Source organism: Dysgonomonas sp. PH5-45 (genome assembly GCF_029893235.1).
GTDB lineage: Bacteria > Bacteroidota > Bacteroidia > Bacteroidales > Dysgonomonadaceae > UBA1309.
Window position 1 is genome coordinate 1 of sequence record NZ_JARXWE010000014.1, and the last position, 25353, is coordinate 25353.

Sequence of the window (25353 nt, forward strand, 5' to 3'; positions counted from 1 at the left end):
CTTAACCGGAAAGCGGATGCAAAAGTAAAACAAACTTTAATCCTATCCAAACTTTTTAAAACCTTTTTTATAAAGTTTTTTTCGCAAAATACCCCCAAAACCATCCGCAATCCCTCGTTAACAAGAACTTGCAATACAAAAGAAAATTTGAAAAAAATATACGAGCCATGAAACATAAAGAGCAGGCAACCGCTTTTCTCTCCATTTACCGTTACCTCTTTTTTATTATATTTGCACCTACATTAGTAAAATCAGAAGTAAAGAATGAAATATTCCCCTCTAAGTTTTTGTTTAATATTTATCATTTGGGTCGCAATCTTATCTTGTAAGTCCGAGCCAAAAACCCTCCCCCAAGAAAATACGCCCAGAAAACATACCCGCTTTAACGGGAACTACAATAAAACGTTTAGCGATTTGCACGACCTCCATACAAGTGCCGCACTGGCTAAAGGCATCTCTGTTTTAGAATCGAGGGCCGATACGGCTCTTTGCAAAGATAAACTGGTGAGAATACCTTGCGAAATTGAATTATACCGATTGGATGAGTTAAAACACTCTATTCCTTACCTTGTTCCGGATGCTTCGGCGCTACTGACCAAGATATCGGCCAATTTCCGCGATTCGCTCATCAACCAGAAACTTACATTATATAAACCCATCGTTACAAGCATTACCCGGACCGACGAGGACGTTAAGACCCTGACAAAAAGAAACCGTAATGCCAGCGACAATTCGGCTCACCGCTACGCAACCACCTTCGATATATCGTGGCGCAGGTTTGCCAAGGTACAGAATTCGGGCAAGGATTTAAGTCCCGACAAGCTGAAGCTCGTTTTAGGGCAAGTTCTCCACGACCTTCGTGAAGGAGACGAGTGTTACATAAAGCACGAACGAAAACAAGCATGTTTTCATATTACCGTCAGATAATATATAAATTACATATGCGATACTTTATTTATTTGGCATACAACGGTACTGACTACTGCGGCTGGCAAAACCAACCGAATGGTGTAGCCGTGCAGGAAGCAATAGAAAAGTCTTTGGCAACAATACTTCGCACGCAAGTGCCAATAACAGGAGCCGGACGAACCGACAGCGGGGTGCATGCCAGACAGATGGTAGCCCACTTCGATACCGAACAAGAGATAGCCCCCCTTCAACTGGCCGATAAACTGAACCGTATATTACCAAACGATATTGTTATATATAATATAGTGGAAGTAAAACAGGATGCGCATGCCCGGTTCGATGCCACATCGCGCCTGTACCGTTACTATCTGACCACGCAAAAAGACCCGTTCTTGTATCCTTTCAAATACAAAATACACGGAAACCTTGACACAGAGATGATGAACCGATGTGCCAACGTGTTGTTCGAATACGAAGATTTTACCAGTTTCAGCAAACTGCATACCGATGTAAAAACCAACAATTGCACCATAACCCAAGCCCAATGGATACAGGAAGGAGACGACTATGTGTTTACAATACAGGCCAATCGTTTTCTGCGGAATATGGTGAGAGCCATCGTAGGCACTCTGCTCGAAGCAGGGCGGGGCAAGCTAAACGAAACAGGTATGCGCCGGATTATCGAAGCCAAAGACCGATGCGTGGCCGGACATTCCGTGCCCGGACATGCCCTGTTTCTGGAAGAGGTGACCTATCCCCAAGAAATATTTATTACAAAAACATAATCAGCCTATGCCTTCTTTATCTTTCGTGAAAAGTTTTTTTAAAAGTGAACAAGCCGTGGGCATAATCTTAGTGTTGTGTGCCCTTGTGTCGCTAATCCTTACCAACACGCCCATAGGCGAGTATTATTCGGGACTTTGGCATCATGATATAATAGGCGGCATAAACCTTGAGTTAATAATAAACGACGGGCTGATGGCGGTTTTCTTTCTGATGGTGGGTCTTGAACTTGTCAGGGAAATGAAGATAGGGGAACTATCGAACCCCAAAAACGTTTTACTGCCTATAAGCGCGGCAATAGGCGGAATGATTGTTCCCGCGTTGATATACTCCTTGTTCAACTACAACACACCCACCCAATCCGGGTTTGGAATCCCGATGGCTACCGATATAGCCTTTGCTCTGGGCATATTGTCGCTGTTAGGAAACAGAGTGCCTGTTTCGCTCAAAATCTTCTTGATGACGTTGGCTGTTATTGACGATTTGGGCGCAATCATAGTTATTGCCATTTTCTATACGAAAGACCTCGATTTTCTATCGTTGGCCGCCTCTATTGCCATATTCGTCCTGCTGCTTCTCTTCAAACGCAGTAAAGTGAAATATGCCTTGCCTTATATTATAGGTGGTGTGTTTATGTGGTTTTTTATGCTGAAATCGGGCATACACGCCACAATAGCCGGCGTATTGCTTGCCTTTACGATTCCTTTTGGTGAGAGTGCCGACAAAAAATCGATGTCGTTGTCTTTCCTGCATAAACTTCACTATCCTGTTTCGTTTGCCATACTGCCGCTTTTTGCCTTGGCAAACACTGCCATACACGTCAATACCGACCTGCAACATATGCTCGCCGAAAACGAAGTTCTGGGCATACTCGCCGGCTTGATTTTAGGCAAGCCGATAGGTATAGTTTTGGCATGTTTCCTCGTTGTGAAGGCTTTAAAGCTGGCAAGCCTTCCCTCGTACACCAATTGGAAAAGCATTGTTGGGATAGGTTTTTTGGGAGGTATAGGTTTCACGATGTCTATATTTATAACGATGCTGGCCTTTGCCGAAGCTTCGGTTATAGACAACTCAAAACTTTCCATTCTGATTGGCTCTCTGCTGTCTGGGGCAATAGGCTATATAGTACTGAAATGGAATCTGAAGAACGAACAGGACACACACCTCTCTTGAAAAAAACTTAAAAGAACCCGAAGATAACCTTACATTAAGGTCGCGGTAGTAATGTTTTCACTATATTTGAGATTAAAAAAAAGACATATGAAACGAACTTTCGCGCTACTGGCTCTGTTTTGCTTTTCGGTTCTGAGTATTCAAGGACAAGATATAACCGCTGTTTTTCTGGAAATACCCGATAGCGTGATTTTCGGCTTAAACGCCGAAAGCAAAGAAAAACTGGTATCCCACCCCAACGATACAGTTAAAATTACCGCTGCCTCCTCTTTAGACGGAATCATAGAACGAGTGGCTATGACCGACGATTATATCGCCCTGAAAACCTCGGAAGTAGGAACCATACAAATAAAATTACTCCCGCTTATCAACGACTCAAAAATAGTTTGCGTCATCACATCCGTTTGTGCAAAAGCTTGCGACAGCCGGATACAATTCTATACCACCCAATGGTCTGCCGTCAGCCAGGAGGGGCTTTTCCCCAAAAAAGATTTCCGGTGGTTCATTAAGCCCGATGCCGATAAAGGCAGCGAAGAATATCTGCTTGCTGAAAAAATACTCGATATGCACCCCATAAAACTAAGTCTGTCGGCAAACGATACGACTATCAAAGCGGAGTATGAGGTCATAAATTACCTTTCGGCCGAAGATTACCAAAAAGTTTGCCCTTTCCTTACCGAACAGCCACGAACATTTACATGGGATAAAGCTTCTTTCAAATAACACCGGGACTTATGAAAAAAACGGAAGGCATACTATTCTTTATCTGTCTGTTAGTTGCACAGTTTACCGTGGCACAAAGCAATACATTCTATATAGATGGAAGCATTGATGCGATACACAACGGAAAAACCATAATCCTTACATATCCCAGCGATTTAGATTTTAAGGAAGATTCAACAACCATTGTAGACGGCAAATTCAGTTTTACAGGGAGAGAGTCTATTAACAACTTTGCCCGCATAGCAACCAAAGAAGAAAACCAAGATTTGGTTCTTTCGTATGCACTTGTCTTAGAAAAGGGCAATATCACGGTTCTGCTTTCGGACTCAGACTCTCTTACCCGCGTTGGCGGCACTCCTATAAATGACGATCTTCAGGCATTTTTAGACTTTCGCTCAGAACATATCGGAAAAGGGAAAAAACTGAAGCCGAGCGAAAACTTTAGTCAAGCTTATATAGATAACTATTATGCTACGGAAAAAAGTTTCTTCCTCCGTAATACCACCAATGCCTTTGGTTTGTATATTTTAAACTGTCTTCCTAATTCTATTTTCGATATAGCACTTCAAGAAATCAGCCCCGAAGAGAGAAACTACCCCCAAATAAAATCGGCTATTGCTATACGAAAAGCTGACAACGAAGAAGTGGCCAGAAGCAAATCGATGATAGGCAATAAAATAACGGACTTTTATTTTTTCGATTCCAACAAAAACGAAAAACAGATATCCGAATTTATTGGCAAAGACAACTATCTTTTTGTTGAGTTCTGGGCTTCGTGGTGCGGCCCTTGCGTAGCAGATATCCCCAACCTAAAAAAAGTGTACGAAAAATATAAAGGCAAAGGTTTGCAGATAATAAGCGTATCGCTCGATTCTTCGAGGAAGGCTTGGGAAAAAGCTTTAGAAAAACATGGTATGCCTTGGTTACAATTTGTTACACTTGATGATGAACTCGCAACCAACATCAGGCGAAAGCTTCATTTCAGTGGAATTCCCTATAGCATTCTTTTAGATAAAGACGGAATTGTTCTTGATGTAGATGCCGGAAGCGACGATTTAGACCTTTTCTTGGAGGGGAGATGATTATAGAGCAAGCATAATTGATACGGATAATAAAAGCCCGAAAAATGCGTTTTTATATCGGAAATGATATCAATAATGTTTAGCTTTGCCGCTTAAAACCTAAAAAAATACTTTCTGCATACTATGCCCAAACTATCGGTTATAATAGTAAATTACAACGTAAAATACTTTCTGGAACAATGCCTGCTTTCGGTCTTTGAATCGAAAACCGATTTCCGAATGGAAGTGTTTGTTGTTGATAATAACTCGACCGACGGTTCAATAGAGTACCTCAAACCCAAATTCCCCAACGTAACCTTTATCGAGAATAAAGACAATCCCGGCTTTGCCAAAGCCAACAACCAAGCCATCAGGCTCAGCAAAGGGCAATACATACTGCTACTGAACCCCGATACGGTTGTGGGCGAAGACGTTTTTGCAAACGTATGCCGGTTTATGGACAGCCATCCGCTGTCGGGAGGAGTTGGTGTGAAAATGATTAACGGCTCGGGGCGATTCCTGCCCGAATCGAAACGCGGATTCCCTTCGCCGTGGAATTCCTTTTGCAAGATTTTTGGGTTGGCTAAGCTTTTCCCAAATTCCAGTTCCTTTGGCAAATACCATCTGCGCTACCTGAACGAGAACGAAACGCACGAGGTTGACGTTTTGGCCGGAGCATTCATGATGATGCGCAAAGAGGCTTTAGATAAGGTTGGTTATCTGGACGAAGCCTTCTTTATGTATGGCGAGGATATAGACCTCTCGTACCGGATTGTGAAAGGAGGATATAAAAACTATTACCTGCCCCAGCGCATTATACACTACAAGGGCGAAAGCACAAGCAAAGACGATATGAAGTACGTGAAAGTCTTTTACGAGGCCATGCACATATTCTTTAAGAAACACTATCCTAATTACGGGAGGTTGTATTCATTTTTCATTTCGTCGGGCATCGCCTTGCGGGCATCGTTTGCCGCTTTGCGCCGTATCTTCGGCATTAAGAAAGAAGAGGCGTCGGGCAAAGACACGGTTGTTCTGCTAAACAGAACCGAAATGACATACGGGCAGATAATAGAGCGCATAGACCTCCACAAAGGCTCCCGCGTGCAATTTCATATATACTCTCCCACGTCGGGAATGACCGTAGGCACACATTTCAGCCAATCAGTCAAAAAGGGGTAATGCCTCGGCAATCACAAAGTTGCTACCACCAATAAAAATAAAATCATCGTCCGTTGCATTCTCTAAGGCTGCCTCTACCGCGTCTCTGACATAATGGTAAGAACGCCCCTCCAAACCAAAAGCAGAAGCCTGATTGCGCAAATCTTCATCGCTCAATGCACGGGGGATATCGGCACGGGTAAAATAATATGTAGCCTTCTTGGGCAACAACTCCAACACATGGCTTATATCCTTATCGTTGACCATACCTATCACAATATGTAAGCGATTGTATTTCTCGGAGGCAAGTTGCTCCGCAATATAACGGATTCCGCCTGTGTTATGTCCCGTATCGCACACTATTTTAGGAGCCGATTGCCTGATAATTTGCCAACGCCCCATCAACCCTGTCAGTTCACAAACATTGGCAAAACCCTCATATACGGCTTTGGGTACGATATTTAATCCTTCGTTTTGCAGAACATCGAGTACACAAAGAACGGTTGCCGCGTTCTTCACCTGTGCCAAACCTCCCAACTCGCCCACCAGATTAGGGTAAGGCTCTGTTTGGTACTGCCACCTTCCGTTGGCCTGCCTATCGGCTGCAAGGATGGGGTTTGCCTCCTCTGCAAAAATGATGGGCGCACCGGCTTCTTGTGCTTTGGCTTCAAATACTTTACGAACGCCTCCTTGAGCCTCGCCAATCACCACTGGGATGCCGGGTTTTATTATCCCTGCTTTTTCTGTGGCTATCGCTTCGGGCGTATCGCCCAAAAACTGGGTATGGTCGAGGCTTATATTTGTTATAACCGAAGCTATTGGCGTGATAATATTTGTGCTGTCCAAACGTCCGCCCAAACCAACTTCTATGACGGCAACATCTACCTCCTGCTCTGCAAAATAGCAAAACGACATCATCATGGTAAGCTCAAAAAACGAAGGGTGTATCGGTTCAAAAAAGCTTCTATGACGCTCCACAAAATCCACGACATATTGTTCCGGTATTTTCTTTCCATTCACACGGATGCGTTCGCGGAAATCGACCAAATGGGGCGAAGTGTAAAGCCCTACCTTATAACCCGCTTCTTGTAATATGGCCGCCAGCAGATGCGAGGTAGACCCTTTGCCATTAGTCCCCGCAACGTGTATGGTTTTGTACCTCGTGTGCGGATGCGCAAAATACTTGTCTAAAGCCAAACTGTTGTCCAACCCTTCCTTGTAAGCCCCTGCGCCCACCTGCTGAAAAACAGGCATCTGACTGAAAAGATAATTTATTGTTTGCTGATAGTTCATTTTCTTTAATAATAAACAAAAGTTCGGGTTTCTATATAGTCCTCGGTTTCGCTTGTTTTGATGGGTTCTTCTCCATTTACAACATCATTATCTACCATATTCATAACACTATGTACTCTGCGTTTTGTCCAGTTACCATTTTTATCAAACTCAAGATATTCATATTTGTAATCAGCATCACTCTCAGTACCATGATCTACATCTGTATATTTCATAGCCGAAGGGAACTTATCGGTTTCCGTGTCAAAAATATATTTGTACGTATATGAGTAGCCTCCTTCGTATCCCTCCTCTTTTACAGTTCTGCCATATCGGTCGAAAGTAGAGGTTTCAGAATGCCAACGTCCTTCTGCCTTGCGGGTATTTTTACCAAAAACAAGCCTACGGTCATTGACCTCACTGTTTTCAGTAACGGGATTTTTTGTGTAAGATGTTATATTTTCTTCTCCATCCGGATATATTGTTTTGAATAGATCTCCTTCCTCATTAAAATGCCATTCTACCGAATCGGACTTCATTATTTTTACTTTCCCAAAAAGGTGGTATGTTGCCCACCCTGTCATTTGGTCTGCTGTTAGGCTCTGCGCCTTTAAGCTTTGTTCTTTATTCCCTAAAACGGGCAATAAGAATGTGATTGACAAGAATGTTACGAATAATAATAATTTCTTCATGATAAATATGTATTACTAGCAATTGTACAGGGTTCAGCATATTACAGCAACGGTGTAAGCATTCTCATAACCGAACTTGCAAATCGTCGATACATGGGGCGGTGCGCCCATCTATAGGCATCTACCTGTTCGCATGCCAGCATATCGGTTTCAAATATTTTTTTAGCCTCCATAGCCGTTTCGTGGTTATATATAAATGCGTCTATCTCGAAGTTATGCTCAAAACTACGTACATCCATATTGGCCGAACCACTGATAACCAAAGAATCGTCAATCACCATCAACTTGCTATGAACAAAGCCCTCCTGAAAGAAATAGACCTTTACTTTGGCTCCCAGCAAGTCTTTTATGTACGACAGCGTTGCTATATGCACAAAGGTGGTATCCGATTTTTTAGGCAGCATCAGCTTCACCTCAACCCCGCTTATGGCAGCTGTTTGTATAGCCAGCAAAAGTGTATCGTTGGGTATAAAATAAGGCGTTTGTATATAGATATACTCTTTGGCATTGACAATGGCTTTAAAGATGCCTTGCAATATTTCCTTAAACTCGCCGGTGGGGCCACTGGTTGCAATCTGCATCAGGTTCACGCCTTTTTCTTCAAGAACAGGGAAATATTTGCCCGAAGCCAGAAACTCGGAACGCGAGGCATACCAGTCTATCGCAAAAGAGGTTTGCAAGCCATGCACCGCCTTGCCTTCTACCTTAAAATGGCAATCGCGCCAAACTCCGCCGTTGGTTCCCTCTATATAGCGGTCGGCAATGTTCATGCCCCCCATGAAACCCACCTTGCCATCTACAACAACAACCTTGCGGTGGTTACGATAGTTAACACGGCTCGTAAGCAAAGGAAAGCGCACCTTCAGAAATGCCTCGACCAGCACCCCCTCCTTTGCCATTTCCTTAAAGAAGCGGTTTTTGGCTTTCCACGAACCCACATCGTCATACAGCACACGCACCTCTACGCCTTGGCGAGCCTTCTCGACCAAAATACTACGGATTTCGTGCCCGATTTTATCGTCCATAAAAATGTAGTATTGCAAGTGTATATGATGTTGTGCCTTGCGCAATTCCTCCTTTAATGCATCGAATTTATCTTTCCCGTCCGAATAGAAGGTAATCTTCGAGCCTGCGTATAAGGGTGTATCTTTCAGTTTATTCAACAGGCTGACCAGCCCTTTGTACTCGGCAGGCGGATAAGAGGTTTCGAGCATATCATTGCGGTCTACCGACTGTTTGTTGAGTTTTTTGCGCATCTTGCGCGATATCAGCCGCCGCTTGCGATGGTCTTCGCCAAAAAAATAATAAATAACCAAGCCCGCCAAAGGCAACAGCAAGAGTATAAGCACCCACGAAATGGTTTTCAGCGGATTGCGATTTTCCGAAATCACAACAATAACCACCCCGATAGCTGTAATAACATACAGCATTTGGAATATCAGGTATGCATCGTCGGCCGAAAAAAAGTTTAACATCGTTCCTGTAAAGTTTTTATTCTTCCAAATTCCGGAGTATATCCTCCCTCATAATTGTGCGCTCCCACGAGTAAGTTGAGTCAACCGTGTTTATGTATTCAACTATTTCGAGGGCTTTGCCTAGCAGGTTTTTATCTAAAACCGTTCCTGCGGCTTCGTACTCGGTCAGAAGCAGTTTCGCATATTGTTCCAACAGTTCGAAATCAGTTATCTTTTCCGCAACCTGCCCAAACGAATCGGAATGCGTAACACCAAAGTTATCGAAAAAAAACTGATAACAATCGTCCAACAGCTCGTCAATTTCCGTTTTGCTCAGATGCTTCTGCCCGTTTATCAGCTTTTGCAGCTTAGCAAAGAATTCTTCCACAAGGCGTTGCAAATAGTCTTTTTTCCGTTGTTGAAAGCTCATACGCGTTTACTTTTTCTTGAAGTCAACGAAGTAACATATTGACGCACCCACTGTGTAACAAATCAGGTCGATAGTGCTGTAAGAACTGCCTATTACAACCCTCATCACCTTATTATCTTGCATGCCGAGTACCTCTATCATATTAAAGTACTGCCCTACCTCCACAGCAAAGGCGAAAAGCAAAACGCCCACCGCAATGTACAGGGGCTTGGTCTGGATAAACGACTTTACGAAATAATACATCATCACCACCACCAAAATATCTCCGCCAAAGGGGCGTACAAAACTATCCCTCACAAAAAGGGCGATAAACACTTCTATCACAAACACCAAAAGGAATATCAGAAAAGGTTTTAAGGCAAACCTTAATCTTGTTTTCCTTGGGCTATCGTCAGCGGTATTTTCCATCTGCGCCATCTTCCAAAATATTTAAATACGATTTATACCGGCTTTCGCTTATATAATGATTCTCCACAGCCGCGCGCACTGCGCATCCCGGCTCGTTTACGTGTTTGCAATTATTGAAACGGCATTCTTCCGAAAACTTGAATATTTCGGGGAAGTAATGGCTTATTTCGCCAACACCCATATCGACAGTTCCAAAGCCTTTGATTCCGGGTGTATCTATTATGAAACCACCATCGGGAAGTTCCAGCATTTCGGAAAAAGTTGTTGTGTGCATTCCCTTGCCATGATAGTCCGATATACTGGCCGTGCGCAAACCCGCTCCCGGTAGCAAAGTATTTATCAGTGTAGACTTGCCCACGCCCGAATGCCCCGAAAAGAGTGTTACCTTACCTTTCAGTTCATTTCTCAAGACATCGATACCGATATTTTCTAATGCCGATATTTTATGACAGGGATAACCGATGTATGTATATAAATCGGCCAAGGCGTCCATATACTCGGTCTCGTCCCGGTTGTACATATCAATTTTGTTGAATATCAGGCACACGGGTATCCGGTAAGCTTCTGCCGAAACAAGAAAACGGTCTATAAAGACGGTTGTTGTTGCCGGTTTGGCAACCGTTACCAGCAGATAGCAAAGGTCAAGATTGGCGGCTATGATGTGCGATTGCTTCGATAGGTTTGACGAACGGCGTATGATGTAGTTTTTGCGGTCGCTAATGTCCGAAATCACGCCTGTGCCGTCTTCGTTAAGGGCAAAAGTTACCCTGTCGCCTACGGCTATCGGGTTGGTGCTTTTTATGTCTTTAAGCCTAAAGTTTCCTTTAATCTTACATTCCACATCCCTACCCTCTGCAGTGCGGACAGCATACCAACTACCTGTATTTTTAATGACGAGTCCTTCCATCAATAAATTCTATACTACGACGCTCTTTATACAAAAAGAAAATTTAAAACTTACATTAAACGTCTCAACATTTTATTCCATTTAGTTACTCCGTATTTTTTCTTGTAACCATCAGAAACTTTTTTGTCGAGTAAAAAATCACTGTCAATCATATCGACAGGATAATATACGGTTTCTCCCTTACTGTTTTCCAATATAAGAGAAAGAGAACTTTTAACCACACTTACTTCTTTGCACACCCACACCATACCGGGAGAATAATTAACGGGATTCCCCGTAACCACATCGTATATATCATCGTCTGAGTTCAACCAATTCGCCCCCCTCGAAACGAATTCTTTGCCTGTATATAACGTATTTGCGTTGTTTGCAAAAGGAATTGAAATAAACAAGAACGAGGCTTCCATGTTCGGGTTATACTTAAAATAAAGAGTATCTTTGATCTCTTTTTCAATAATAGCTAAATACTTTTCTTTCTCTCCAGACGATGAATACAGTTTATCTCTTTCTATAACATCAATCACAGTATAATATTTATCCTTCAAATAATCAGGGTCAGAATAGTCGCCATAATATATACATTTTACAGGCATATATGCTTTCATCATTCCATTCTTTTCAATATAGAAATAACTGTAACCGCAACGGTCAGGACTCTCTCGTTCTTGATTCAAAGGCGGCAAATACAATTCACTGTTTATGTATCCGGCAGCATTATTCCCCAGAAAGTTGTGTTCGCCCAACTTCAGAAGTACTTCAGAGGTCTTTTTGGGTGCTACATCTATTTTTTTTATTTGCGCATTTATGAATGTCGTACCCAAAACAAGCAAAAGTGTAAACGAAAGTCTTTTCATAATACTATCAATTATAACTATCAAAGGCAAGCTACAAATATTGCACTTATAATCGAAATTTAAAGCTTGCCCAATTCCTTTATATTTCAAAGATACATGTTTTTCATTTGTTTGTTCTTTTCCGGCACAAAAAAATAGGCTTCCGGATAAAACCGGAAGCCCGTCCTCGTATTTACCAAGCCTAAATATTATTTACCTTTCATTCAATTTCACCTTATTTTCTTGATAAAACATCTCCAATTGGGATATTGTTTTCTTTTCCTACTTATTTTTTTCTATCAGCTAATAGATTTTACCTATGATTCTTTCTGTGCAAAATAGAAAAAGGCGGAAACAAAGCCAGTGTCCACCTTTTGGTATATCTTGTTATCAAAGAAAAATTAATACACACAGAGAGTATTACACTGTCATTATTTCTTTTTCTTTTGCAGCATACAGGTCGTCTATCTGTTTGATGTATTTATCGTGTATTTTCTGCATCGAATTTTCGGCATCTTTAGCCACATCTTCGGGAGTTCCGTCTTTTACCGATTTCTTGATCGCATCTATGGCGTCACGACGGGCATTGCGCACGCTTATCTTTGCGTCTTCGGCTTCCTGTTTCGATTGTTTGACCAAAGCCCTGCGACGTTCTTCGGTCAAAGGTGGAATCATCAGGCGGATAACCTCGCCATCGTTTGCCGGATTCAAGCCCAAATCGGAATTGATTATTGCTTTCTCAATTTCCTGAAGCATGTTCTTTTCCCAAGGCTGTATGACAATTGTTTTAGCATCGGGAGCGCTGACACCTGCTACACCCGACAAGGGGGTGAGGCTTCCGTAATAATCGACCCTGATACCGTCAAGGATACGGGGATTTGCCTTTCCTGCACGGATATGTGCCAAAGATTCTTCCAAAAACTCAACCGCCGATTGCATTTTCGCTTCGGCTTTCTTTTCAAGTTCTTTAATGTCTGCCATTGGTTTTTTGTTTTATCTGGTTATTTTCAATTCTTTACACTTTGTTACGCATGCACCACCGTGCCGATATTTTCGCCACGCATCACCCGGGCAAGGTTGCCCACGGTATCCATATCGAAAACAACGATAGGCAGGTTGTTTTCCTTACACATGGTAGTTGCCGTCAGGTCCATAACTTTGAGGTCGCGTTTATAAACTTCGTCGTACGAAATACGGTCGAACTTAGTGGCCGTAGGGTCTTTCTCCGGGTCGGCCGTATAAACGCCATCCACCCGTGTACCTTTCAGCATGGCATCGGCCTCTATCTCAATGCCACGAAGGGCAGAGCCTGTGTCGGTTGTAAAAAACGGATTTCCCGTTCCGCACGAAATAATGGCTACTTCTCCGTTTTCCATCGCCTCTATGGCTTTCCATTTGGAGTATAACTCTCCGATAGGCTCCATACGAATGGCTGTCAGCACGCGTGCCTTCTGCCCTATGGCAACCAGAGCCGAGCTTAAGCCCAAACTGTTTATTACGGTTGCCAGCATACCCATCTGGTCGCCTTTAACACGGTCAAAACCTTTTGAAGCACCACTCAGTCCGCGGAAAATATTACCTCCGCCAATAACGATACTCACCTGCACACCCATCGCAACCACTTCCTTTACCTGTGCCGCATACTCGGTGAGGCGTTTTTCGTCGATGCCGTACTGTTTGTCTCCCATCAGCGACTCGCCACTCAGTTTGAGTAATATTCTCTTATATTTAGCCATTAGTTATTTTTACTTTTTTTTAATGTACAAAACTAATAATTTTTATGACATAATACTGTCTCCATCTTCAAAATTTAAACCGTCATCAGCCCTATACTTACACCCTCCGGAGCTTACGGCAGGCAATAAAATACGATAATTGTGTCACTTTCAATATTTTTATTCCGATTTATGAACAAAATTTGAACACATATTTCATAAATTTGTTACTTAATAGTAAGGAATAATCATTTGTAGTATAATAATCAAAATTCGTAGTTCATTTAGAGAACTTATAACAAAAGGCTTATTATAAACATATTACAGCATTTATCCTTCCGGACAAAGTGAAGAATCTCTGTATTTTTTATTAAAGATCCTTCGTTTCACTCAGGATGACAAAAATGGATATATGTTATTTCTCAAATAATTAGCTTTTATTTTCTAAACGCACTACGGGTTAATCAAACTCTGAGAGCGATATGTCTGATCATAAATGCCCCTTATGCGGCAAACCTGTCGATGACGAAGGTATATTTTGCAACAATTGCCAAGAAGCAGCCAAAAACCGCAGTTCCGACTTTCTGGCATCGGTAACGGTCAAAGAAGAAACCTTAGACGAACAAATACAAGCCGAAGAACCGCCCACACCTCCGGTCGATGAACCCGAACAAGAGGCCGAAAGCCACGATTCGGATACAGGCACACCTCCGCCAACAAAAAAGAAAGACAAAAAACCGATAGCATACTTCATAGCCTGCGGCCTGCTCCTTATTGTAGGGTTGGGCGCAGTGGCATGGGTATGGAACGAAAAAAGAACCACCGAACGCACCGAAAACGATTTCTGGGAAAGCCGCATAAAAGAAAACACACCTCTCGAATACTCAAAATACCTGATTCAGTATCCCGAAGGTAAGTTTGCAGACGAAGCCGAAAAAAGAATAAAAAGCTTACGGCAAAAAGAAACAGACGATTGGACGGAAGTTAAAAAATCGTCCGACATCAATCTCTTTTACAGTTTTCTGAACCAATACCCCGACTCGCCCTTTAAGGATGAAGCCCACGATATAATGGATTCGCTCTGCTGGAACGAAACACAAAAAACAGATACCCCCGATTCGTATCAGGCCTATATCGACAACATAAGCATCGGTAACATTACCGGGAAATACATAGAATTAGCCAAAAGCCGCCATAAATACCTCAGCACGTTGGTTACACTCGAAGGGACTGCACTCGATAGTGTAAAGACTGTTTTAACCGATTTCTTCCAGGCGGTTTCGGATGCCAAAACATTCAGCATTGCCGCCAATTCCACACAAACACTGTCTGTGTTTCTGAAAAACGAAAATGTAAATGCAGGAACCATATCCGAGAAAGTAAAAGCCGAGGTAAAGGATAAGAAACTGAAAGAGAGTCTGTATCAGCCCTCTCTACAAAACATAACGGTGATACGCGACAGTGCCGGCATCTACCGTACCGATATTAAACTAACCGTTACCCAACGGTTTAAGGACAAGAAAAAGAAAGACGTTCACCAAAGCTATAACACATCGGTGACTCTCAATCCTGAAAAGAAAATTCAGGTGGTAGCCATAAAATAAAGAGCATAAATAAAGTTGTTCCAAAAGTATTTTTTAGCCCTCTTGTCATTCTGAACAAAGTGAAGGATCTTTTCCCCGAAAACCGGGATTCTTCGTTTTACTCAGAATGACAAAAATGACAACACCTTGATAGTGCCTTTTTACTTTTGGGACAACTTTGTTATAAAACGAAAAGATGATTAGTACATCTTTTCGCGCTGTGCCTTTATTTCGTCCGAATGGATATAATCGTCATAATCCATCATTTTGTCTATTATGCCATTGGGTGTAAGTTCTATAATGCGGTTACAAACGGTCTGGATAAACTCATGGTCGTGCGAGGACATCAGTACATTTCCCTTAAACTGTTTCAGCGTATTATTGAAGGCCTGAATCGACTCCAAATCCAGATGGTTGGTAGGCGAGTCCAGAACATAAGTATTGGCATTCTTCATCATCATGCGGGCAATCATACAGCGCATTTTCTCTCCTCCCGAAAGTACACTCGCGCTTTTCAACACTTCCTCGCCCGAGAACAACATTCTGCCCAAAAAGCCTTTCAGATAAATCTCGCTTGTGTCGTCCGAAAACTGTGCCAGCCAATCGACCAAGTTCATGTCGGTATCGAAAAACTCCGAATTGTCGAGCGGAAGGTAAGCTTCTGTTATGGTTTGCCCCCAATCGTAAGTTCCACCATCGGCTTTTATCTTGCCGTTAATGATTTCGAAAAAAGCCGTCATGGCACGGGGGTCTTTCGACAGGAAGATAATCTTATCGTCCTTTTCCACATTGAAATTTACATTATCGAAAAGCACTTTCCCATCGACCGACTTACTCAAGCCCTTCACCTCAAGTATTTTGTTACCTGCCTCGCGCGAGGGGGTGAAGATAATGCCCGGATATTTACGCGACGATGCTTTTATCTCTTCAACGTTCAGTTTTTCGAGCATTTTTCGGCGGCTGGTGGCTTGTCTGGATTTTGCTACATTGGCGCTGAAACGGCGGATAAATTCTTCAAGTTCTTTCCGTTTTTCTTCGGCCTTTTTGTTCTGTTGCGATTGCTGACGCAATGCCAACTGGCTCGACTCGTACCAAAAACTATAATTGCCTGCAAAAAGGTTTATCTTTCCGTAGTCTATATCAATGATGTGCGTACAAACCGAATCCAAGAAGTGGCGGTCGTGCGAGACAACGAGTACCGTATTATCGAAGTTTGCCAAATAGTTTTCTAACCAGCTAACGGTTTCTATATCCAAGTCGTTGGTAGGCTCGTCGAGCAACAGGTTGTCTGGCTGTCCAAAAAGTGCCCTCGCAAGCAATATCCTTACCTTTTGCTTACCGCTCATCGCCGACATCAACCGGGTGTGCAACCCTGTTTCTATCCCCAAGCCGTTCAGTAGGCTTGCCGCATCGCTTTCGGCTGTCCATCCGCCAAGCTCGGCAAAGCGTTCTTCAAGCTCCGAGGCACGGATACCATCTTCTTCGCTGAAGTCTTCCTTTGCGTAGAGGGCATCTTTTTCGGTCATGATTTCCGATAGCGTTGTATGCCCTTGCAAAACGGTGTCGATCACGGTAAGTCCGTCGAAGGCAAAGTGGTCTTGCGACAAGACAGACATACGCTCGCCCGGATCCATCGAAAACGACCCACGGGTAGCGTCTTTCTCTCCGCTCAATATTTTCAGGAAAGTTGATTTCCCTGCACCGTTAGCACCTATTATACCATAGCAATTCCCGTTTGTGAATTTCAGATTCACATCCTGAAACAATATTCTTTTACCAAACTGAATACTTAAATTCGAAACTGTTATCATCTTTCGTTTTTATTGAACATTAAAAAGGTGAATATCTGTCTATTCACCTTTTTGTTATTTTTTTCTTTACATTTTCTGAATTCGTATCGTTACCGAACCCCTCACCTCGGGGTCTACCCCGTAAACCCGCCGATGGTCGTTGCGTTTCACATCGAAGAGCATACGCTTTGTGCCTCCGTCCGAAACATAACGCTCAAAACTGTACAAATAAGAGAAGTTGGGCATATAAATATCTTCTTTAAACATTCTTGCCACTTCACGATAGCGGTATTTATTCCAATACATGCAGTCTTTGTAACCGTTGGCGTCTGTAAACTGTGTATCGGGGTCGCGATACTTCATCGACTCTATGATAAACCTCTTATAAGCGTTTACCAACTCATCGTTTTTGGCCTTGAAGTTCTTTCCTTGTATTTTGTATATCACATCGCCTCCGCGCAAACCTCCTCTGTAAGCAGGCGAACCCAAATCTACATTTGTGACACGGGTCATATCTTTCGAATCGAGATGGATACCCGTATAGTTATATTTTTTGAAGCTGACAACGTATCTGACTTGCGTTGCATTTTCCGTATACGGGAAGTTTAGCAACAACAGCGGAGCGTGAAACTGCGCATAGTCTTTGAGCGAAACATTCTTGGTCAGATAATCGCTCAAACGGCAATCCCATATCTGTGTCATTTTATTGGGGTCGATATATTTTTTGTCATAAAAACGTACTCCCAATTCGGCCACAAAACGACCTTCCGCCAAAGCATTCGTACTATTAGGAGAGATAATAGGCAGGGCAACCATTTTTTCGGTCAACACATCGTAGCGCCATGTTTTCTCTCCGTCTTTGGGTGTTATGGCCGCGTTATATTTTACGTTATTCTGAAAAGAATAGTATGTTTGAATCATGAAGTCGGGGTCTTTCTTGTCGCGCACAAGACCTTTTTCGAGCAATGCTTTTTCAAGTATTCCGGCTATAGCCGCATCAATATCGGGAGCATCTTTATCCATAACAAAGTCGAATGTATGATAGTCTGAATAATCTACATTCTTGTTTGTCTGTATCTGCACGGGCAGAATAAAGGCACGGTCAACGGTGTTTTCCAAACTATAAAAAGAGAAGCTGGTAGCCAAATCCGATTCCGAAAGCGACCCCACGGCATTACATTCCCTGTTTAGTTTATATTCACGGAAATAGTTGCTCATGTTACGTATAGTTAGCGAAACCACTTCGTCCGATTCGTCAAACATCCAGCGGGCAATAGTCTGATAATCGCGCAAGTAAGTAGCCGCTCCATTTACCTCCATTATTATATCGCCAACCTTTATACCGGCATCGGCCGCCGGCGAATATGGTTCTACCGTCAAAACAACAGGCTCCCCGTATCCCCACGAAGGATTACTGCTAATCTCGAACGTTACACCAAAATGACACATCTGCGATTTGTTCTGAGCATTGACGCTCGTTGCAAGCGTTACAATGAACGAAAGCAGTATTGCATATAACTGTTTCATGTGTTCCTTTTTTTTGTTTCGTTTAGAATTTTATGTAGTTTTTTTATTTACGGCTACAAATATAGCTTTTTATATTAAAATAAACAGCATACAAAGGCAAGTGAATGTAATATTTCTCTTTTAAAGAGCCCGATATTAGTTCGCAGGGTATTTCAAAAGTTGTAACTTTGTAGTTCTAACATTCTAAAAATTGCGAATCATTATGTTTTCTGGAATAATTGAAGAAGCCGCAACGGTTGTTGCCTTGAAAAACGAAGGAGAAAACCTGCACATCACCATGCAGTGCTCATTTACAGGCGAACTGAAGATAGACCAAAGCGTGGCACACAACGGTGTTTGCCTTACGGTAGTTGCTATCGACGGCAACAAATACACGGTGACAGCCATCAAAGAAACGCTGGAGCGCTCTAATCTGGGCAAACTGGAAATAGGGAGCAAAGTGAACCTTGAGCGTAGTATGCTTATGAACGGACGTCTGGACGGGCACATCGTGCAAGGACACGTAGACCAAACCGCCGTTTGCCAAAAGATTGAAGAAGCCGACGGAAGCTGGTATTTCACCTTCGGGTACGATTTTGATAAAGACATGGCACGCAAAGGATATTTTACGGTCGATAAAGGCTCGGTAACAGTAAACGGAGTGAGCCTCACGGTATGCAACCCCACCAAGGATTCCTTCCAGGTGGCAATCATCCCCTACACATACCAATACACCAACTTTCACCAGTTTAAGGTAGGTTCTGTCGTTAATCTCGAATTCGATATCATTGGCAAATACATCAGCCGCTTACAGGATTTAACAAAGTAAAAACCGAAGGAGTTTATATGAAGGTCTGCATAGCCGAAAAACCAAGCGTTGCCCGCGAGATAGCTGCTATTCTGGGGGCTAACGCCAAACGTGACGGATATCTGGAAGGTAACGGATATCAGGTCACATGGACTTTCGGGCATCTGTGCACCCTAAAAGAGCCTCACGAGTATTACCCCGAATGGAAACGCTGGTCGATAGACCTGCTGCCCATGATTCCGCCGCGCTTTGGCATAAAAGTGATTGAAAACAGCGGCATAGCTAAACAGTTTGCCGTTATCGAAAAACTGGTGCAAGCCGCCACCGAGGTTATAAACTGCGGCGATGCCGGGCAGGAGGGCGAACTCATTCAGCGGTGGGTACTGCAAAAGGCAGGCTGCAAATGCCCCGTAAAGCGGTTGTGGATATCGTCGCTTACGGAAGACGCCATTCGCGAGGGTTTCCAAAAACTGAAAGACCAATCGGAGTTCGAAAAACTATACGAGGCAGGACTGTCGCGCTCCATTGGCGACTGGCTGTTGGGCATGAATGCCACACGGCTCTATACGCTGAAATACGGGCAAAACAAATCGGTGCTGTCTATCGGGCGTGTGCAAACCCCTACCCTTGCGCTGATTGTGAACCGGCAATTGGAGATAGAAAACTTCAAGCCCGAACCCTATTGGGAGTTGAAAACCGTTTACCGGGCTACCACTTTTTCCGCCACCAAAGGGCGTTTCTCTACACAGGAAGAAGGACAGGCTTTTCTGGACGAAATACGTCAATCACTTTTTCAGATTACAGACGTTAGCACCAAAAAGGGCGAAGAAGCTCCGCCACGCTTGTTCGACCTCACATCGCTGCAAGTGGAGTGTAACAAAAAATTTGCCTTCTCGGCCGAAGATACGCTCAAAACCATACAATCGCTCTACGAAAAAAAGCTGACCACCTACCCCCGTGTAGACACAACTTACCTGAGCGACGATATTTACCCCAAAGTACCCGCTACGTTAAAGAATCTGGCGGGATACGAAGAACTGACAGCCCCTCTACTGGCGGCAGGAAAGTTACTGAAATCGAAAAAAGTGTTCGACAATAGCAAGGTAACCGACCACCATGCCATTATACCCACAGGCGTACGGGCTAACAACATGACCGAAAACGAACGCCGGGTGTACGACCTCGTAACGCGCCGTTTTATAGCCGTTTTCTACCCCAATTGCAAGATTTCGACTACCACCGTTCTGGGCGAAGCCGCTAAGGTTGAGTTCAAAACAACGGGCAAGCAAATACTCGATGCGGGCTGGCGTGTAGTTTTCGAGAAAAAGAACACATCTGCCCCTCAACAAGAGGACGACGAACAGAAAGAAGACGAAAACATCCTGCCCGAATTTGTGAAAGGCGAAGCAGGCCAGCACGAACCCGCCTTAACCGAAAAATGGACGCAACCGCCCAAGTATTACACCGAAGCAACTCTGCTGCGGGCTATGGAAACCGCCGGAAAGCTGGTGGAAGACGAAGAATTGCGCGACGCCCTGAAAGAGAACGGCATAGGCCGCCCATCTACCCGTGCCAATATCATAGAAACACTCTTTAAACGAAATTACATCCGCAAAGAGCGCAAAAACCTCCATGCCACCCTGACAGGCATCCAGTTGATACAAACAATACAGGAAGAACTGCTCAAATCGGCTCAGTTGACCGGTATCTGGGAAAAAAAGTTACGTCAGATAGAGAAAAACCAATACGAACCGAAAATCTTTCTCGACGAATTGAAGCAGATGCTCATGCAGATTGTACACAACGTGAAGCACGATTTTGGTAACCGCATAACCATAGAAGAAGCCATAACCGAAAAGAAAAGTAAGGAAACAGACAAGCCCAAGAAAGAACGCAAAAAGCGTGAGCCGAAACCCAAAGAAGAAGCTCCAAAAAACGACAGCACTCCTCAAATTTGTCCCCTCTGCGGAAAAGGGCACATCGTCAGGGGAAAAACCGCCTACGGCTGCTCCCGCTGGAAAGAAGGCTGTACCTTCCGCCGCCCTTTGGAAGGATAAAATCCTTGCGTTATATTGAATTGAAAGACTGTCATTCTGAGTCTTAGCAAAGAATCCTGATTTTGATATAGAAGATGTTTCACTGCCGTTCAACATGACAGAGAAAGCAGAGAAACATTTTCAGGCTAACCGCTCTCTGAGATACGTTCTGAACGACACGATGTGATTTAGCCAATATTTCGGCGTAATTTTATTGTGCTTCCTGCCGGAGTTTCTTGGCATCGATACGCTTCACCACCTGTCCGTAAATGACAAGACCCACCGCGGCAATCAACCCGATGGCAAAGAAATAGTACCAGATATAATGGGCATGCTCGGTAGCTGCGGCATAAAGCTCGTCGGAAGCAAATTCACGGCGGTCGGGGCAGTATTTACCCAAAAGGTAGCCCGACAACCCAAAAGCCAACAGCGACGATATGAACGAATGCAATTGGCTGAAACCAAGATACAGCCCTTCTTCGCCCTTTGGCGACTGCAACGAAAAATATTCGAGGTAACGGGGCGAGATAAAACACTCGGCCAATGCCTGAAAAGCAATACCCACAATCAGCATAAAGGTGATAGGGTGCATCACTCCAAAGAAAAGTTCACCTTTGTCGAATAAGCCTCCCGCACTCATTATCAGCGCCGATATGGGAATGATAAACATACCCACCGTCATCGAAACGAGTGACGAGCGTTTCTTCATCAGTGTTGTTACAAAATTTACACAGATAAACACTATCAGCGGGTTTACGTTGGCAATCCAACCCGGCGAAGCATCTTCGCCCACCATACGGATCACATACTTCGGCATTGTGGCATACATCTGCTGCTGCACAATCCAAAAGCCCGAAACAATGAATGTCAGTATAATAAGCCGGAAGTTCATACATACTTTACCAAAGGCATGCAACAGTTCCTTCACGCTCTTGCCCTGCCCTGTGGTGTTTGCGCTCTTATAGAAGAAGAAAACGGCAATCAGCGCAAGCAATGTCATGGTGGCGGCAAAATAGTTCAGATAAACCAGCCCTACATCACCCAGACTCTTACGCAAGGGGTCGACCACGCATTTTCCGGTAAAAGCACCTATGTTTACCATCATATAGAATATGGCATAGCCGCGTGCGCGGTTCTCTTCGGTCGTTTCGCGCGCCACGGTTCCCGATATAACCGATTTTATGAACGCCCCGCCTATAACTATAAGCAACATAATGGGTGCTATCATCCATCGATAAGGGCTTTCTTTCAGCCCCGAAAACTCAGTATCGCTACCAAAGGTTATCAGTCCGCGGTCGCTAAAGAAAGACGAGAACATCCCGTCGCCCGTACCAGCCCCGTAATGCACAAGGCCAGCATTTTCGAACATGGTGGGCAATATCGCCAAGCCCAGATAACCAATAGTAAGAAAGGTAAAGGCCGCTATGATAGAAGACCTGAAGCCTATCTTATCGGCATAAGCACCCACAAAGGTAGGAAGCAGGTATAACAAAGCCGAAAATACCCCCGATATGGTGGCGGCCTCCATGTCTGAAAATCCCCAGACATTAGACAGGTAAATGGTTAAAACTATAAAAACAGCATAATATGCCAGCCGCTCCAACAGTTCTACTGTATTGGCGACCCAAAAAGCTCTTGGAAATTTTGCCATGCAAAAAAAGATTTATGACACACTCCCTGCGGTGTCAAAAAGGTTTAATAAAATACGTCAGCCGGGCATATGCCACCCTGTTGGCCGACCGTGTGAAATAGTCCGATTTACTGTTATGGTATATATCGCCCAAGCTAAAGGCATAACGCCCCTCGAACATAAAGTTACCCACTCCGGTGCGAAACTCCACACCCAAGCCCGCTATCAAACCATAATCGAACTTGATATCGGCATCCCTGTAATATTGATAGGTAATCATATTGGCAGGAATATCCTCCGAAACCAACAGTTTTTTCAGATTATCGTTCATCGTTTCTTTTTCGCTCAGCAGCAAACCTATTTTAGGCCCGATGTTTATGACGAAGCGTACTTTATCGCCAATGGTGATGTGCGTCATAAAAGGCAGTTCAAGGTAATTGAGCCGGTGGCTGTGTTCGTAACCGCCGGGGTTATCCTTAAAATCGGTTTCCCATCCCAAACGGCTGTAATTAAGTTCGGCAAGGACGCCTACATATTTTTCGGCAATGTAACGTGCCGAGAGGCCGCCATGAAAACCCATCGTATATTTTGTTTTCAGCTTGGGGTCGGTGTCGACGGTCGAAAACGTGGGCCCGAACCCTACCCCGAAATTCCATTCGGGCTTGAAGGCATTATCTTGCGCATTCAGGTTCAATGCCGCAATTATAAAGAAAAAAGCGTATATTATTTTTCTGGTCATTCTTTGCTCAAATCAACTTTTTCGATACCCAAATCCTTGAAACACACAAAATAGATACCATTGTTCAGATAGCCCTCATTCTTGCTGCGGGTGATGAAATGGAATGCCGTTTGCAGGGGTGTGTATTTAACTTTCGACATTTTGTCTTCAAAATCTTTTCCGTATTCTTTTTTCAGAGGTAAGAAAAACATTCCCGTGTCGTAGCCCAGCATTGCATATTTAGGGAACGAAACCATCATTGTTTTATTATAAGCCCGTTTGTATTTGGCCTCGAAAGATGACAGGCAGTTCTTTTCAACAAAAAAAGAAGTGTAGATAATGGCGTTAAACTTCCGCAAATCGCCATAAACATTGGTATAAGCTTGCCAGTCGGGATATCCGAACAAACTGATATCGTACTGCCCCGCGGTTTGGTTAGCACTAAGGGCTTTCAGCCCGGCAAGTAGTTTCCCCAATGTTTGCGAAGTACTCGACGATGGCACTATTATATTCTTTGCCGACGACGACAGCACCGTGGGCAGCGACTCGCTCAGTTCGGAAGTCATTTGCAGTTCTTTTACACTGCCTCCTGCTTCGTGCAAGTTTGTTTTGAGCATCGACACAAAGTCCGACTTATCGGTATTCGAATTGTCGGTGAGCAGGATGATATTATAATTCTTGAACCTTTGGGTAAACAAACGGCTTACCTTTGGCGACATAGAGGCATGCGACATACATACCTGAAAGGCGTTTTCGTTCCCGAAAACATCCGACGACTTTGTGGGGAAAGGTATCACATACTTTATGCCCCTCTGCTTTGTGTAGCTAGACAGGAGAGCTATCTGCCCTAGCGACGAACCGCCTATTATCATATCCAAATTGGCAATATCGCTCGATTCGAGCAATGCCTCCAGTTTTTTGTTGTCGGTTGCCGTACCTATGTCGAAGGTATAAACTTCGAGCGAATATCCCTTTGCTTTCAAGTCGGATATCGCCAAGAGCATCCCTTCGTAATATTCAATGAAACGAAGATGCTGGTTGTTTGTTTTGTCCAGAAACGGCAAAAGAACTCCAACCCGTGTCACAACGTCCTTCGTTTTGTTATCTTTGGTCGCTTCTGTGGCAACAACTTCTTGCCGCGGAGTGGTTGCATTGGTGGCCGGTTGCGATTTATCTGCCACAACTTTCCCTTTGGCCGGTATCACCAATTCCTGATTCATAGCCAGTCCCGATTTGACCGAGGGGTTGGCTATCAGTAAATCCTCGACCGTAACATCATACATCCGCGATATTCCGTAAAGTGTCTCTTTGGGTGCTACCTTATGGATTATTTTATCGGTTGTTTGCTGTTGAGGCTTGCTAACGGGCGAGGTTTCGGGCACACGTATCGCCTTACCTTCCTTTATACCTTCGGTTCCCAGTTTTGGGTTTGCATTCAGTATATCTTCGACCGTAGTATTAAACTTTTTAGAAATAGAATAGAGCGTTTCTCCTTTTTCGGGCTTATACGAAAAATACTTCACCGTTTGGGGAATCACCAGCACATCGCCCACCTTCATTCCTTCTTTGGCTTTGGGGTTAGCCGCGTAAAGCTCGTTTAAGGTTATACCATTGGCCTTTGCTAAGGAATAGGCGGTTTCGCCCGGAGCAACCACATGGTTAGTACTTTTTTTAGGATTGTTGGCCAAAGCCACGTTAACACCCACAAAGAAAAACAATGTGGTAAACAGTAGGGCTATGCTCTTTTTTTTCATATAGTCA

23 protein-coding genes are annotated in these 25353 nt (G+C 43.7%); 9 read left to right on the forward strand and 14 right to left on the reverse strand.

All coding sequences use genetic code 11. The features are described 5' to 3' along the window. Window positions 1-264 precede the first annotated feature (264 nt). The 6 genes from M2132_RS06530 (at window position 265) to M2132_RS06555 (ending at window position 5831) form a co-directional block, all read left to right on the forward strand. Complete coding sequence (locus M2132_RS06530; protein ID WP_280672518.1) at window positions 265-927, forward strand: DUF5715 family protein; 663 nt, start codon at window positions 265-267, stop codon at window positions 925-927. Between the two features lie 14 nt (window positions 928-941). Further along, window positions 942-1694 (forward strand): tRNA pseudouridine(38-40) synthase TruA, encoded by a 753-nt coding sequence (gene truA, locus M2132_RS06535; protein ID WP_280672519.1) that lies wholly within the window; start codon window positions 942-944, stop codon window positions 1692-1694. A gap of 7 nt (window positions 1695-1701) precedes the next feature. Further along, window positions 1702-2865: a Na+/H+ antiporter NhaA gene (gene nhaA / locus M2132_RS06540; RefSeq protein ID WP_280672520.1), complete on the forward strand. Its 1164-nt coding sequence runs from the start codon at window positions 1702-1704 to the stop codon at window positions 2863-2865. A gap of 87 nt (window positions 2866-2952) precedes the next feature. Then, window positions 2953-3588, forward strand: coding sequence for a DUF3256 family protein (locus M2132_RS06545; protein WP_280672521.1), 636 nt, complete (start codon window positions 2953-2955; stop codon window positions 3586-3588). Between the two features lie 11 nt (window positions 3589-3599). Further along, window positions 3600-4670 carry a TlpA disulfide reductase family protein gene (locus M2132_RS06550; RefSeq protein WP_280672523.1) on the forward strand — a complete coding sequence of 357 codons (1071 nt, stop codon included), beginning with the start codon at window positions 3600-3602 and terminating at the stop codon, window positions 4668-4670. 123 nt (window positions 4671-4793) lie between these two features. Next, the gene (locus tag M2132_RS06555; RefSeq protein ID WP_280672526.1) at window positions 4794-5831 is read left to right on the forward strand and encodes a glycosyltransferase family 2 protein; all 1038 of its coding nucleotides are present in this window, start codon (window positions 4794-4796) and stop codon (window positions 5829-5831) included. Here the strand turns inward: M2132_RS06555 and M2132_RS06560 are convergent. From M2132_RS06560 to pyrH, 9 genes are all read right to left on the reverse strand, one after another. Further along, window positions 5814-7103: a folylpolyglutamate synthase/dihydrofolate synthase family protein gene (locus tag M2132_RS06560; RefSeq protein WP_280672527.1), complete on the reverse strand. Its 1290-nt coding sequence runs from the start codon at window positions 7101-7103 to the stop codon at window positions 5814-5816. The genes M2132_RS06555 and M2132_RS06560 overlap by 18 nt on opposite strands. 5 nt (window positions 7104-7108) lie before the next feature. Next, window positions 7109-7774, reverse strand: a complete 666-nt coding sequence (locus tag M2132_RS06565) for a hypothetical protein (protein WP_280672528.1) — start codon at window positions 7772-7774, stop codon at window positions 7109-7111. Between the two features lie 41 nt (window positions 7775-7815). Next, window positions 7816-9249, reverse strand: a complete 1434-nt coding sequence (gene cls, locus M2132_RS06570; RefSeq protein WP_280672529.1) for a cardiolipin synthase — start codon at window positions 9247-9249, stop codon at window positions 7816-7818. A 16-nt stretch (window positions 9250-9265) separates the two neighbouring features. After that, window positions 9266-9658 (reverse strand): hypothetical protein, encoded by a 393-nt coding sequence (locus M2132_RS06575; RefSeq protein ID WP_280672530.1) that lies wholly within the window; start codon window positions 9656-9658, stop codon window positions 9266-9268. 6 nt (window positions 9659-9664) lie between these two features. Next, the gene (locus M2132_RS06580) at window positions 9665-10066 is read right to left on the reverse strand and encodes a DUF2809 domain-containing protein (RefSeq protein ID WP_280672531.1); all 402 of its coding nucleotides are present in this window, start codon (window positions 10064-10066) and stop codon (window positions 9665-9667) included. Continuing rightward, window positions 10050-10973 carry a ribosome small subunit-dependent GTPase A gene (gene rsgA, locus M2132_RS06585; RefSeq protein ID WP_280672532.1) on the reverse strand — a complete coding sequence of 308 codons (924 nt, stop codon included), beginning with the start codon at window positions 10971-10973 and terminating at the stop codon, window positions 10050-10052. The genes M2132_RS06580 and rsgA overlap by 17 nt, the downstream gene beginning before the upstream one ends. A 50-nt stretch (window positions 10974-11023) precedes the next feature. After that, the gene (locus tag M2132_RS06590) at window positions 11024-11827 is read right to left on the reverse strand and encodes a hypothetical protein (protein WP_280672533.1); all 804 of its coding nucleotides are present in this window, start codon (window positions 11825-11827) and stop codon (window positions 11024-11026) included. A 399-nt stretch (window positions 11828-12226) separates the two neighbouring features. Further along, window positions 12227-12787: a ribosome recycling factor gene (gene frr / locus M2132_RS06595; protein WP_280672534.1), complete on the reverse strand. Its 561-nt coding sequence runs from the start codon at window positions 12785-12787 to the stop codon at window positions 12227-12229. Window positions 12788-12831: 44 nt separating this feature from the next. Continuing rightward, the gene (gene pyrH, locus M2132_RS06600) at window positions 12832-13542 is read right to left on the reverse strand and encodes a UMP kinase (RefSeq protein WP_280672536.1); all 711 of its coding nucleotides are present in this window, start codon (window positions 13540-13542) and stop codon (window positions 12832-12834) included. A gap of 461 nt (window positions 13543-14003) precedes the next feature. On the opposite strand from pyrH, the gene M2132_RS06605 reads away from it, so the two are divergent. Beyond that, a complete protein-coding gene (locus M2132_RS06605) occupies window positions 14004-15125 on the forward strand; it encodes a hypothetical protein (protein ID WP_280672538.1) in 1122 nt (373 codons plus the stop codon). A 179-nt stretch (window positions 15126-15304) separates the two neighbouring features. Here M2132_RS06605 and M2132_RS06610 read toward each other — a convergent pair whose 3' ends face one another. Both M2132_RS06610 and M2132_RS06615 read right to left on the reverse strand, forming a co-directional pair. Beyond that, window positions 15305-16915 (reverse strand): ABC-F family ATP-binding cassette domain-containing protein, encoded by a 1611-nt coding sequence (locus tag M2132_RS06610; RefSeq protein ID WP_280672540.1) that lies wholly within the window; start codon window positions 16913-16915, stop codon window positions 15305-15307. 66 nt (window positions 16916-16981) lie between these two features. Next, window positions 16982-18421, reverse strand: coding sequence for a PDZ domain-containing protein (locus tag M2132_RS06615; protein ID WP_280672542.1), 1440 nt, complete (start codon window positions 18419-18421; stop codon window positions 16982-16984). Window positions 18422-18623: 202 nt separating this feature from the next. On the opposite strand from M2132_RS06615, the gene M2132_RS06620 reads away from it, so the two are divergent. Both M2132_RS06620 and M2132_RS06625 read left to right on the forward strand, forming a co-directional pair. After that, window positions 18624-19229 (forward strand): riboflavin synthase, encoded by a 606-nt coding sequence (locus M2132_RS06620; protein ID WP_280672544.1) that lies wholly within the window; start codon window positions 18624-18626, stop codon window positions 19227-19229. Between the two features lie 17 nt (window positions 19230-19246). Next, a complete protein-coding gene (locus tag M2132_RS06625) occupies window positions 19247-21265 on the forward strand; it encodes a DNA topoisomerase 3 (RefSeq protein WP_280672545.1) in 2019 nt (672 codons plus the stop codon). A 190-nt stretch (window positions 21266-21455) separates the two neighbouring features. Here M2132_RS06625 and M2132_RS06630 read toward each other — a convergent pair whose 3' ends face one another. The 3 genes from M2132_RS06630 to M2132_RS06640 are packed head-to-tail and all read right to left on the reverse strand — an operon-like array spanning window position 21456 to window position 25346. Beyond that, entirely contained in the window at window positions 21456-22895 is a 1440-nt protein-coding gene (locus tag M2132_RS06630) for an MFS transporter (protein ID WP_280672546.1), read from the reverse strand. A gap of 34 nt (window positions 22896-22929) precedes the next feature. Then, window positions 22930-23613 carry a porin family protein gene (locus M2132_RS06635; RefSeq protein WP_280672547.1) on the reverse strand — a complete coding sequence of 228 codons (684 nt, stop codon included), beginning with the start codon at window positions 23611-23613 and terminating at the stop codon, window positions 22930-22932. Next, window positions 23610-25346: a LysM domain-containing protein gene (locus M2132_RS06640; RefSeq protein ID WP_280672548.1), complete on the reverse strand. Its 1737-nt coding sequence runs from the start codon at window positions 25344-25346 to the stop codon at window positions 23610-23612. The genes M2132_RS06635 and M2132_RS06640 overlap by 4 nt, the downstream gene beginning before the upstream one ends. Between the last annotated feature and the right edge of the window lie 7 nt (window positions 25347-25353).